The sequence below is a fragment of the Cellulomonas sp. NPDC055163 genome, assembly GCF_053607065.1.
In genome coordinates, this window is sequence record NZ_JBSGSU010000008.1 from 166,899 (window position 1) to 179,060 (window position 12,162).

The following is a 12,162-nucleotide window of genomic DNA, read 5'->3' on the forward strand; positions in this document are numbered from 1 at the left end:
CGCCGGTTGAGCGCACGTCCGGTCGCCGTAGCATCGGCCAGATGGACGTCGGGGTGCTCGGCCCCCTCGTGGTGCGCACGGACGACGGGACCGTCGCGGTCGCCGGCGCCCGTCAGCGAGCGCTGCTCGCCGCCCTCGTCGCGCACCGCGGCCGGACCGTGGGCGTGGACCTGCTCGTCGACACCCTGTGGCCGGACGACCCTCCCCCGAGCGCCGCGCACACGCTGCACACCCACGTCTCGCGGCTGCGCCGCACGCTCGACGTGACCGTGCACGCGCACGACGGGGGCTACGTCCTCGACCTCGGAGCCGGCCAGGTCGACGCCGCCCTGTTCGAGGCGTGGCTCGCCGAGTCGGCGCACGCCGACCCGGCGACGGCCGTGACGCTGACCGAGCGCGCGCTCGGGCTCTGGCGCGGTCCTGCGTTCGGCGGTGCCGCCGACCTGCCGGGGGTCCGCGCCGAGGCGCGCCGGCTCGAGGAGCGGCGCACCGCGGCGCGCCGGGCGCTCGTGGACCACCTCGTGACGGCGGGGCGGGGCGCCGACGCGGTGCCGCTCGCCGAGGCCCTCGTGGCCGACGGCCCGACCGACGAGCGGGCCTGGGCCGGCCTCGTGCGCGCCCTCGTCGCCGCCGGGCGCCCCGCGGACGGCACGACCGCGTTCCACCGCGCCGTCGACGCGCTGGACGAGCTCGGCCTCGTGCCCTCCGTCGGGCTGCGGGCGGCCCACGACGAGGCGCTGGGCGTCCGGACCGCGCTCCCGACGACGACCCCTGCACCCGGTGCCGCCCCGCCGGACCACCCGACCGGCGGACCGCGCGGTCCCGCCGGCACGACGGTCCCCGTGCCCCCGACGTCGCTGGTCGGGCGCGACGACGACCTCGCCGCGCTGCGTCTGCTGCTCGCCGACGTGCGGCTCGTCACGCTCGTCGGTCCGGGCGGCGTCGGCAAGACCCGGCTCGCGCTCGAGCTCGCCCGCCGGGTCGCCGACGGGTTCGGGTCCGGCGTGCGGGTCGTCGAGCTCGGCACGGTGCGCGACGCGGCCGCGCTCCCGTCCGCCGCGCTCGCGCCGCTCGGGCTCGGCGCCGAGGCGGGCCCGGCGACGACCGCGCTGCGCCGGCTCGGCGACCTCGACGTGCTGGTGCTCGTCGACAACGGCGAGCACCTGCTCGACGCCGCCGCCGCGCTCGTCGAGGGTGTGCTCGCGGGCTCGCGCGCCCGGGTCCTGGTGACGAGCCGCGAGCGCCTCGGGGTCCCGGGCGAGCACGTGCACGTCGTCGCACCGCTGACCACCACGGCGACGCCGGCCGGACCGGCGGCGCGGCGCCTCTTCCTCGACCGGGCCCGCGCGGCCGGTCCGGTCGACGCGACGTTCGACGTGACGCTCGTGGACCGCGTCGTGCAGGCGCTCGACGGGCTGCCGCTCGCGATCGAGATGGCGGCCGCGCGCACCGCGAGCGTGAGCCTCGCGGAGCTCGCGTCGATGCTCGCGGACGACCCGGTCGCACCGGGGACCACGGCGGCCGCCGGGGGCGCGGGTGCGGTCACCGGTCCGGCTGCGGGAACGACCCCGGCGGCGGACCGAGGTGCGGGCACGGCTCCCGCACGCTCCGGCGGCGCGGCCGCGCTGCGGCACCCGCACCGCGGCGGACCCGAGCGCCACCGTTCCCTGGGCGCCGTCATCGCGTGGTCGGAGGCGCTGCTAGACCCGGCCGAGCGCGAGGCGCTGCGCCGGTGGCCGGTGTTCGCCGGGCCGGTCGAGGCGGCGGATTCCGCGGCGGTCGTCGGCGCCGGGCGCGGAACCGTCGAGGCGCTCGTGCGCCGCTCGCTGCTGCTCCCGCAGCCGGGCGCACCGCAGGCCGGCGACCCGCAGCCGGCTCCTGGGACACGCTACCGGATGCTGCACACGGTCCGCGCGGCGGTCCTCGCCGGACCGGACCGCCGGCCGCTGCCGCACGAGGCGCACGCCGGTCACTTCGCCGAGGTCGCCGGAGCGTGCGACACCGCGCTCCGAGGACCCGGTGAGGCCGCCGCGGTCGCCCGGCTCAGGTCGGTCGTCGCCGAGCTGCGCGCCGCGCACGCGTGGGCGCGCGAGCACGCCCCGGGCGTCGCGAGCGAGCTGTCGACGTCGCTGCACGTGTTCGCGGTCGGGACCCTCGACGACGAGGTGCTCGGCTGGGCTCAGCGGCTCGTGCCGCACCTCGCCGGTGACGACCCCGCGGTCGCCGCCGCGCACGCCGGTGTCGCCGCCCGGCTGCTCCAGGCGGGCGAGCTGCGCGCCGCGGAGGCGCGCGCCGAGCAGGCCCTGCGCCTCGGGGTCGACGACCGCGTCCGGATGCAGGCGCACGAGGTGCTCTCGGACGCGGCGATCTACGACGGCCGGCTGACGGAGTGCCGTGCGCAGGCGGCGCGCCTGTGGGAGCTCGCGCTCACCGCTGGGGACGGGCACTACGCGGCGATCGCCGCCGCGTCGACGAGCCTCGCGCTCGCGTACGCGGGCGACCGTCCGGCCGCCCACGCCGAGCTCACGCGGCACCGGGCGCTGCTCGACGCGTCGGTGTCGGCGCTCTCCCCCACCGCGCTCGGCTGGTTCGCCTACGCCGAGGGTGAGGTCGACCTCGACGCCGACCCCGAGCGCGCCGCCCGGTCGCTCGGCAGGGCCGTCGAGCTGGCCGACGCGGTGGGCAACCGGTACCTCGGCGGGGTCGCGCGCGTGTCCGCCACGAGCGTGCAGGGCCGCCACGGCGAGGCGCGCGGGGCGCTCGTCGCGTTCGAGGACGTCGTCGTGCGGTGGCTCGAGCGCGGCGACCGGACGCACCTGCTCACGACCCTCCGGAACCTGGTGGGCCTGCTCCTCCGGCTCGACGCCCCCGACGCGGCGGCCGAGCTGCTCGGCGCGGTCGCCGGGGCGGACGTCTCCGCCACGTTCGGTGCCGAGGGCGAGCGGCTCGCACACGCGCACGAGCAGCTCGCCGGTGCCCTGGGTGACGCCCGGCTCGCGGACGGGCTGCGGACGGGCGCCGCGCGCGACGTCGAGTCCGCTGCCCGCGCGGCCCTCGACGCCACGCGCCGGCTGCGTGCGGGGTGACGTCCTGGTGCCGGACGACCTCAGAGGTGCAGGCGGTAGAAGCGGAACAGGTCGTGCTCGACGGGGAGCACCTCGACGCGGGAGAACCCCGCCCGCGACGCGTACCCCGCGAGCACCGTGGGCCGCATGACGGTGCCGGTCCCGGCCCCGCCGTCGGTGCTCAGCCCGTCAGGCAGGCAGCACACCAGGGAGAACCCGTAGAGCAGCCGCTCGACGGGACCCGCCGGAGCGGCGAACTCCTCGGCGGCGTTCTCGTCGACCACGAGCACGTACCCGTCGTCCGCGACCATCCGCCGCATCGCCGCGAGGACCGCGACGGGGTCCGCCATGTCGTGCACGCACTCGTACGCGGTCACGACGTCGTACCGGCCGACGGTCCCGTCGCCGGCCGCCGCGGCGTCGACGTGCGTGAACGTCACGCGGTCGGTGACGTCCGCCGTCGCCGCGTGCCGGCGCGCCGCGGCGACGGAGGGCGCGTCGACGTCGTACCCGTCGACGCGCACGCCCGGGTACCCGCGGGCGAGCCCGATCGCGGACCACCCCTCACCGCAGCCGACGTCGGCGACGGTCGCGCCGCCCGTCAGCCGTCCGTGCAGCGCCGGCACCGCGGGCAGCAGCTCCTGGGCGAGCACGTGCAGGAACATCGGCCGGTTCAACGCCGCCTGCGCCTCGCGCGCGTCCGCCCCGAGCTCCTCCCAGCCGACGCCGCCGCCCGTGCGGTACACCTCGACGAGGCGGTCGACGACGCGCCCCGTCCCGGCGAGCAGCCGCGCCAGCGGGGCGACGTGCGCGAGGCTGTCGACGTCGGTGAGGACCTCGGCGGCGCCCGCGTGCAGGCGGAACCGGCGGTGCGACGCGTCGACGTGCGGCCCGTCGAGCGCCTCGAGGTACCCGTTCACCGCCTGCTGCTCGAGCCACTCCCGGGCGTACCGCTCGACCGTGCCGGTCAGGACGGCGAGCTCGGTGGACGTCAACGGGCCGTCGTCCGCGAGCGCCCGGTACCACCCGAGGCGCTCGCCGAGGTGGATCGCGGTGAGCTCGAGGCTGCCGAGCGCGGCGGCCAGGACCCGGTCGGCGAACGCTGCCGCGGGGGCGTCCGCGGGGACGGGGGTCATCAGGTCGGTCGGGGCGGTGGGTGCCGTGGCGGTGGGCTGCGGCGCGTGCGTCGTCGCGGTGCCGGTCGTCGCGGTGCCGGTCGTCGTGGTGCTGGTCATCGGGGTGCTCTCGTGACGGGCCCTCCTGCGGGGCCGTTCCCGTCGAGCGTCGCGGCGCCGGCTCGCACGCTGCTCGCAGCGGGCTCGCAGCAGCCCAGGCGTCCCTCGCGGCCGGCTCACGCAGCCGGCTCGCGCAGCCCGCGTCGTGCAGCCCGGTCGTGCAGCCGGGCCTCGGAGCCCTGTCGTGACGGACGCCGTGGGAGCGCACGTCCACGCGACCGGCGCCGGGTCAGGGACGGATCCCCGCCGCTCCGCACCGCCGGCACTCGTACGCGTACCCGCCGCCCTCGTCGTCGCGCGGCACCTTCATCGCGTCGTGCCCGAGGACCCGGCACACCAGCGCCTTGAACGCGACCACGACGACCTCCTCGACGGATGAGCGCACCACGGGCGCGCGGTGCGGGACGACGCCCCCGACGACCTCGCCCATCGTCGCCGGGCTGCCGCGCCGTCGCTCGTCGGCACGTCCGGGTTGCTCGTACCGACGGCGGGCGGCACGTCCGCGCACGACTCCGTTCGGCGGTCCCGGACCGACCCGAGCTCGTGCCGGCGGGCGGCGCATACTGGGGACGTGCGGGCTCCTGTCACGCCGCACCCCCGGACCGAGCGGAGGTCGGCACGATGAGCACCCCCACGGACACCGCCGTCACGGGCGGAGTCGTCGCGGACGGAGTCGTCACGGACACCGCCTCCGACTCACCCGCCGTCGACCTGGACGACCCGCGCGAGCAGATCGAGGTGGGCGTGCTGCTCGCGAACGGTCGCCTCGCCGGTCGGCGGTTCGGCTCACGCGCCGAGGCCGAGGCGTGGGCCCGGCCCGACGAGGGCGACCAGGTCGTCGAGTTCAACCTCGTCTGCGAGTGCTCGGTCTGACCGCGTCGGCGGTGCGCGCCCTCGACCCGCGCGCTGCAACCGCGAGCCTGGCGCTCCCGTGCCAGAGCACGCGTCCGGCCGCACACATGCGTCAGCTCCCCCCGCGCCGTGCGTCAGCGCGTCGCGGCCTCCGCCGTCAGCGCGTCGCCCAGAACGCCACGGCGCCCGCCGCCGCGACGTTGAGCGAGTCCACCCCGCCCGCCATCGGGATCCGCACGGTCCGCCGCGCGGACGCGATCGTCTCGGCCTTGAGCCCGTCCCCCTCGGCGCCGAGGATGAGCGCGAGCCGCTCGGGCGGGTCGGCGGCGAGCTCGTCGAGCGTCACGGCGTCGTCGCGCAGCGCGAGCGCCACGGTCACGAAGCCCTCGTCGTGCAGGAGCTCCATGCCACCCGGCCACGGGTCGATCCGCGTCCACGGCACCTGGAACACCGTGCCCATCGAGACGCGGACGCTGCGCCGGTAGAGCGGGTCGGCGCAGCGCGGCGTGACGAGCACCGCGTCGACGCCCAGTGCTGCGGCGCTGCGGAACGCCGCCCCGACGTTCGTGTGGTCGACGACGTCCTCGAGCACCGCGACCCGGCGCGCCCCCGCACCGCCCCGGGCGCCGGCGAGCAGGTCGTGGAGCGCGGGCAGCGGGGGCCGGTGCATCGCGGCGAGCGCACCGCGGTGCACGTGGAAGCCAGTGATCGCCTCGAGCACGTCGGGCTCGGCGACGTAGACGGGGACGGCGGTGCCGTCGTCGGGCAGGCTCGCGAGCATCTCCTGGAGGTCGGGCAGCCAGCGGGGCGCGACGAGCACCGAGCGGGGGCGGTGCCCGGCGGCGAGCGCGCGGCGCAGCACGGTCGAGCTCTCCGCGATGTAGAGGCCCTTCTCGGGCTCGTGCCGCGAGCGCAGCGCGACGTCGGTCAGCGAGACGTAGTCGGCGAGCCGGGGGTCCGTGGGGTCGGTCAGCGTCACGAGGTCGGGCGTCGGCACCACCCCATCATCCCGCCTCGGAGGGCGCGGCCGTGCCGCCGGCGGGGACCCGGTATCGTCCGCGCGGACGAGAGGAGGGCACGTGCCCGGAGTCGACGGTGTCCTCACCGTCCCGTACCTGCGCGAGGTGTGCCTGGTCGCGTCGATGGTCGCGCTCGTCTCGGTGGTGGTGCTCGCGCGCGAGCTGCCGCACCGCGACCACCCAGACCGGATCGCGGCCGGCGTGATCGGACTCGTGGCGACCCTGGTCGCGGGGGTGGGCTGGATCGCGCCACGCTGGGGCCAGCCGACGTACGACGCCGACGCGACGTGGCAAGCGCTCGAGAACCGGTACGGCATCACGCTGTCGCCGGCCGACCGGGAGGGGACGGACCTGGGGTCGTACCCGACCGGCAGGCGCTCGCGCCTCACCCAGGAGCCGCTGACGGCGGTCCGCGACGGGTCCGGGATCGTGCGTGACGACCTGTTCCTCCAGGTCAGGAGCACCGAGCCGATCCGGCTGGCGGTGGTGACAGAGCCGGACGGTCCGGAGTCCCTGGTCCCCGGCTACTGGTGGCCCGAGCTGCCGGTGGTCGAGAGGGCGGACCGCCCCTCCTGACCCTCGGCGCGCACCGAGCCTGCTGGTGCACCACCGCGCGCGCCGCGACCGGACCCCCGCGCGACGCGCGGCCCGGCGAACGCCGCGAACGCACCGACGAGGGCCATGACGGGCACGAGCACGAACGCCGTGTGCGCGCCGAACGCGTCCGCGAGCGCCCCGAGCACGAACGGTGCGACGCCGATCGCGGCTCCCCCGGCGAACGTCGCCCGGGACTGCGCGCGGTCGGCGGCGCCGCCGGCGGTCGAGAGCAGCAGCGCGATCGACAGCGGGTACTGCGCGCCGTACCCGAAGCCGGCGATGACGAGCCCGGTGAGCGCGACGGCCGGGTCGCTCGCGGTCCACAGCACCGCCCAGCCGACGATGGCGAGCAGGAACGAGCACGCGAGCAGCGTGGCGGGCTCGATCCGCAGCGAGAGGGGGCCGACGACGAACCGGATGACCGACATGCCCGCGACGAGACCGGCGGTTGCGGCCGTCGCGATCCCGGCGGGGGCCCCGGTCTGCTCCGTGATGAGGTCGGCGGACCAGAAGGTGGTGGCGTTCTCGACCCCGAGCGTCGCGACGACGGCCACGAGGTACCACCACGAGGCGCGGGCCGCTCCGGGCTGTGCGGCGCGCGCGGCGTCCCGGTCCGGCGTCGCCCGCGCCTGCGCGTCGTCGACGACCGGGCGGCCCGCCGCGGCGGGCGGCACCTCCGGCGGAGCCGCGACCACGGCCCGCGCGGCGGCGGAGCCCGACGCCGCGCCGGCCGCAGGTGCGTCCGCGGCCACCCCGGCGCCCTCCGCGGGGTGCGCCATGACCCCGCGGCGCGGCAGGAAGCCCACGACGACGGCCGTGGCGACCGCGAGCAGCCCGGTCACCGCGACGGCCGGGCGCCACCCCCAGGCCACGGCGACGCACGCCCCGACGGCGAGCGGCCCGAGCAGGCCGACCGTCGAGCCCACGCCGTTCGCCTCGGTCACCGCCGCCGAGCTCGTGCCCCGGTGGTGCAGCACGAGGCCGGCCTGCCCGGCGCTGATCGCGACGTTGGCGCCGAGCGCCATGACGAGCACGCCCGAGAGCGTCCACGCGAACCCCGGGCCGGTCACGAGCACCGCGGTCCCGAGCGCGATGACGGCGCCCGCCCCGACGAGCGTCGTCCGGCGCCCGTACCGGGGCAGGAGCCGCGGTGTCGCGAGCGCGGCGAGCACGGCGCCGACGGCGAGCGCGGTGCCGTGCAGACCGGCCTGGGCCTTGCTGATCCCGAGCTCGCGCCCGAGCAGCGGGACCGCGGGGTTGAAGCTGTAGAGGAACCAGCCCCACACCACGAAGTAGCCGTAGAGGCTCCAGGTCAGCCGGTCCCGCCGCAGCCGGACCGGCTCGACACGGGCGGGGCGGGTGGGCGCAGTCGTCACCGGACGAGCCTAGGTGGCACCAGTGACACCTGCCCGCGACGGAGGTCCCGCGCACCGCGCACCCTCGCCGGAGCGCCCTCGCCGGAGCGCCCCAGCCGCGCGCAGCCCTCAGTCGGCCGACGCGACCGCCGCGGCGAACTGGCTCGCGTACAGCCGTGCGTAGGCCCCGCCGGCCGAGAGCAGGTCCGCGTGGTTGCCCTGCTCGACGATCGACCCGTGCTCCATGACGAGGATCACGTCGGCGTCGCGGATCGTCGAGAGCCGGTGCGCGATGACGAACGACGTGCGCCCGGCCCGCAGCACCCCCATCGCCTGCTGCACGAGCACCTCGGTGCGGGTGTCGACCGAGGACGTCGCCTCGTCGAGCACGAGGATCGCGGGGTCGGCGAGGAACGCGCGCGCGATCGTCAGGAGCTGCTTCTCCCCCGCGCTGACGTTGCCGCCCTCGTCGTCGATCACCGTCTCGTAGCCGTCGGGCAGCGTGCGCACGAAGCGGTCGACGTGCGTGGCCTCGGCTGCCGCGACCATCTGCTCGGGCGTCACGTCGTCGGCGCCGTAGGTGATGTTCGCGGCGATCGTCCCGCCGAACAGCCACGTGTCCTGCAGCACCATCCCGATCTGCGAGCGCAGGCCGTCGCGCGTCATGCTCGCGGTGTCGACGCCGTCGAGGGTGATGCGCCCCGAGTCGACCTCGTAGAACCGCATGAGCAGGTTGACGAGCGTCGTCTTGCCCGCGCCGGTCGGCCCGACGATCGCGATGGTCTGCCCGGGCTCGGCGACGAGCGAGAGGCGCTCGATGAGCGGGGTGTCGGCGTCGTACCGGAACGACACGTCCTCGAACGCGACCCGCCCGCGCACCGGCGCGGCGACCTGGGCGGGCTCGGTCGGGTCCGGGCTCTGCTCGTCCGCGTCGAGCAGCTCGAAGACCCGCTCGGCGGACGCGACGCCCGACTGCAGGAGGTTCATCATCGAGGCGATCTGCGTGAGCGGCTGCGTGAACTGGCGCGAGTACTGGATGAACGCCTGGACGTCGCCGAGCGAGATCGCCCCCGACGCGACCCGCAGCCCGCCGACCACGGCGACGATCACGTAGTTGAGGTTCGCGAGGAAGCCCATCGCAGGCATGATCGTGCCGGAGATGAACTGGGCCTTGAAGCTCGCGTCGTAGAGCTCGGCGTTCTGCGCGCGGAACGTCTCGACGGCCTCGCGCTGGCGCCCGAACACCTTGACGAGCGCGTGGCCCGTGTACATCTCCTCGATGTGCGCGTTGAGCCGCCCGGTCGCGGCCCACTGCGCCACGAACTGCGGCTTCGAGCGCTTCGCGATCTGTGCGGTGACCACGACGGACACGGGCACGGTGACGAGCGCGACGAGCGCGAGCAGCGGCGAGATCCAGAACATCATGACGAGCACGCCGACCACGGTGAGCACCGACGTGATGAGCTGCGAGAGCGTCTGCTGCATCGTCTGGCCGACGTTGTCGATGTCGTTCGTGACGCGGCTGAGCACCTCGCCGCGCTGCTGGCGGTCGAAGTAGGACAGCGGCAGGCGCGAGAGCTTGGCCTCGACCTCCTCGCGCATCGTGTAGACCGTGCGCTGGACGACGCCCGTCGTCAGGCGCGCCTGCAGCCAGCCGAACAGGAACGACCCGACGTAGACGGCGAGCACGAGCAGGAGGATCCCGCGCAGGGCCGCGAAGTCGATCCCGACCCCGGGCACGGCGCCCGTGCCGCTCACGAGCTCGGCGAGCTGGTCCTGACCCTGGGCCCGCAGCCCCTCGACGGCCTGCGCCTGCGAGACGCCCGCCGGGAGCTGGCGCCCGAGGACGCCGTCGAAGATGACGTCGGTCGCGCGGCCGAGCAGCCAGGGCCCGGTCACCACGAGCGCGACCGACACGACGCCGAGCACGACGATGACCGCGAGCCACGCCCGCTCGGGCCGCAGCACCTGCAGCAGGCGGCGGCTCGACCCGCGGAAGTTGACGGACTTCTCGCCGGGCATCCCCATCGAGCCCATCGGGCCGTGCCCGCGCTGCGCGGGCGCGTGCGCCGGACGGGCGGGTGCGGCGGCGGTCATGCGGCCTCCTCCTCGCTGATCTGGGAGTACACGATCTCGCGGTACGTCTGCGAGGACTCGAGCAGCTCGGGGTGCGTCCCGCTCGCGACGACCTCGCCGTCCTCCAGGACGACGATGCGGTCGGCGTGCCGGATCGTCGCGACCCGCTGGGCGACGATCACGACGGTCGCGTCGCGGGTCTCGGGGACCAGCGCGGCGCGCAGCGCCGCGTCCGTCGCGAAGTCGAGCGCCGAGAACGAGTCGTCGAACAGGTAGATCTCCGGCCGGCGCACGAGCGCCCGGGCGATCGCGAGCCGCTGGCGCTGGCCGCCCGAGACGTTGGTGCCGCCCTGCGCGATCGGGGCGTCGAGCCGCTCGGGCATCGCCTCGACGAAGTCCCGCGCCTGCGCGACGTCGAGCGCGTGCCACAGCTCCTCGTCGGTCGCGTCCGGCCTCCCGTACCGCAGGTTCGAGGCGACGGTGCCGCTGAACAGGTACGGCTTCTGCGGCACGAGCCCGATCGCGGTCCACAGCGTCTCGGGGTCGAGCTCCCGCACGTCGACGCCGTCGACGAGCACCGCCCCGGCCGTCACGTCGGCGAGCCTCGGCACGAGGTTGAGCAGGGTCGTCTTGCCGGCGCCCGTCGAGCCGATGATCGCCGTCGTGCGGCCCGGCTCGGCGACGAGGTCGACCCCGCGCACCACGGCGTTCTCGGCGCCCGGGTAGCGGAACTCGGCGCCGCGCAGCTCGAGGTGCCCGCGCCGGCCGGGGTCCGGGGTGCGCGGCGTGGCGGGCGGGACCACCGACGTCTCGGTGTCGAGGACCTCCTCGATGCGCTCGGCCGACACCACGGCGCGGGGCACCATGACGAACATCATCGTGGACATCATCACGGCCATGAGGATGTACATGAGGTAGCTGAGGAACGCCGTGAGCGACCCGATCTGCATCTGGCCGGCGTCGATGCGCTGCGCGCCGAACCACAGCACCGCGACGCTCGACGCGTTCATCACGAGCATCACGACCGGGAACATGAGCGCCATCAGCTGGCCGACGCGCAGCGACGCGGTGTACAGCTCGGTGCTCGCGACCGCGAACCGCTCCGACTCGCGCCGCTCGCGCACGAACGCCCGCACGACCCGGATGCCCGTGATCTGCTCGCGCAGGACCCGGTTGATCATGTCGATGCGCTTCTGCATGGTCCGGAACCACGGGACCATCCGCGAGATGATCAGCCCGACCGTCACGCCCAGGACGGGGACGACGACGACGAGCAGCCACGACAGGGTGACGTCCTCCTGCAGCGCCATGATCACGCCGCCGACGAGCATGATGGGCGCGGTCACCATCATCGTGAAGCTCAGCAGCACGAGCATCTGGACCTGCTGCACGTCGTTCGTCGTGCGCGTGATGAGCGAGGGCGCCCCGATCCGCCCGACCTCGCGCGCCGAGAACTCCTGCACGTGCGTGAACAGCGCGCCGCGCACGTCGCGGCCGAACGCCATCGCGGTGCGCGACCCGACGTACACCGCGGCGACCGCGCACACGATCTGCAGGAGCGACACCCCGAGCATCACCCCGCCGACGCGCAGGATGTAGGCGGTGTCGCCGCGCGCGACGCCGTCGTCGATGATCTGCGCGTTGAGGCTCGGCAGGTACAGCGTCGCGAGCGTCTGGACGAGCTGGAGCACGAGCACGGCCACGACGGCGCCCCGGTAGGGGGCGAGGTACTGCCGGATGAGTCGGACGAGCACCCGTGCATCTTTCGCCGCTGGTCAGGGACGGTCAAGCGAGTTGCGGGGTGTTCGGCTCAGAGCAGACACGGGTCGGGGGGGGGGCCCGGCCCCCTGTCCCCCCCCCCCCCCCCCCCCCCCCCCCCGTCCCCCCCCCCCCGGGGGCACCTCCTCCGAGAACGGGGCCCCCCCCCCCCCCGCGGCCTTTTTCTGGGCGGGCCCTTTCGTGG

General features: G+C 75.8%; 9 protein-coding genes. 3 read left to right on the forward strand and 6 right to left on the reverse strand.

What is annotated here, in order from left to right; translation table 11 throughout:
* Positions 1–41 precede the first annotated feature (41 nt).
* The gene (locus tag ACWFNE_RS16925) at positions 42–3,086 is read left to right on the forward strand and encodes a BTAD domain-containing putative transcriptional regulator (protein ID WP_452123585.1); all 3,045 of its coding nucleotides are present in this window, start codon (positions 42–44) and stop codon (positions 3,084–3,086) included.
* A 20-nt stretch (positions 3,087–3,106) separates the two neighbouring features.
* Here the strand turns inward: ACWFNE_RS16925 and ACWFNE_RS16930 are convergent, their stop codons facing one another.
* Both ACWFNE_RS16930 and ACWFNE_RS16935 read right to left on the reverse strand, forming a co-directional pair.
* Positions 3,107–4,300, reverse strand: a complete 1,194-nt coding sequence (locus tag ACWFNE_RS16930; protein WP_452123586.1) for a class I SAM-dependent methyltransferase — start codon at positions 4,298–4,300, stop codon at positions 3,107–3,109.
* A gap of 229 nt (positions 4,301–4,529) precedes the next feature.
* Positions 4,530–4,730, reverse strand: coding sequence for a hypothetical protein (locus ACWFNE_RS16935; RefSeq protein WP_452123587.1), 201 nt, complete (start codon positions 4,728–4,730; stop codon positions 4,530–4,532).
* A gap of 191 nt (positions 4,731–4,921) precedes the next feature.
* Here ACWFNE_RS16935 and ACWFNE_RS16940 point away from each other — a divergent pair, with 191 nt between their 5' ends.
* Positions 4,922–5,173, forward strand: a complete 252-nt coding sequence (locus ACWFNE_RS16940; RefSeq protein WP_452123588.1) for a hypothetical protein — start codon at positions 4,922–4,924, stop codon at positions 5,171–5,173.
* 136 nt (positions 5,174–5,309) lie between these two features.
* Here the strand turns inward: ACWFNE_RS16940 and ACWFNE_RS16945 are convergent, their stop codons facing one another.
* Positions 5,310–6,149 (reverse strand): TrmH family RNA methyltransferase, encoded by an 840-nt coding sequence (locus ACWFNE_RS16945; protein WP_452123589.1) that lies wholly within the window; start codon positions 6,147–6,149, stop codon positions 5,310–5,312.
* A gap of 82 nt (positions 6,150–6,231) precedes the next feature.
* Here ACWFNE_RS16945 and ACWFNE_RS16950 point away from each other — a divergent pair, with 82 nt between their 5' ends.
* Positions 6,232–6,747: a hypothetical protein gene (locus ACWFNE_RS16950; protein WP_452123590.1), complete on the forward strand. Its 516-nt coding sequence runs from the start codon at positions 6,232–6,234 to the stop codon at positions 6,745–6,747.
* Here ACWFNE_RS16950 and ACWFNE_RS16955 read toward each other — a convergent pair.
* The 3 genes from ACWFNE_RS16955 to ACWFNE_RS16965 form a co-directional block, all read right to left on the reverse strand.
* The gene (locus ACWFNE_RS16955) at positions 6,696–8,144 is read right to left on the reverse strand and encodes an MFS transporter (RefSeq protein WP_452123591.1); all 1,449 of its coding nucleotides are present in this window, start codon (positions 8,142–8,144) and stop codon (positions 6,696–6,698) included. The genes ACWFNE_RS16950 and ACWFNE_RS16955 overlap by 52 nt on opposite strands.
* A 108-nt stretch (positions 8,145–8,252) precedes the next feature.
* Positions 8,253–10,220: an ABC transporter ATP-binding protein gene (locus ACWFNE_RS16960; protein ID WP_452123592.1), complete on the reverse strand. Its 1,968-nt coding sequence runs from the start codon at positions 10,218–10,220 to the stop codon at positions 8,253–8,255.
* Entirely contained in the window at positions 10,217–11,953 is a 1,737-nt protein-coding gene (locus ACWFNE_RS16965) for an ABC transporter ATP-binding protein (RefSeq protein ID WP_452123593.1), read from the reverse strand. The genes ACWFNE_RS16960 and ACWFNE_RS16965 overlap by 4 nt, the downstream gene beginning before the upstream one ends.
* Positions 11,954–12,162: the final 209 nt, after the last annotated feature.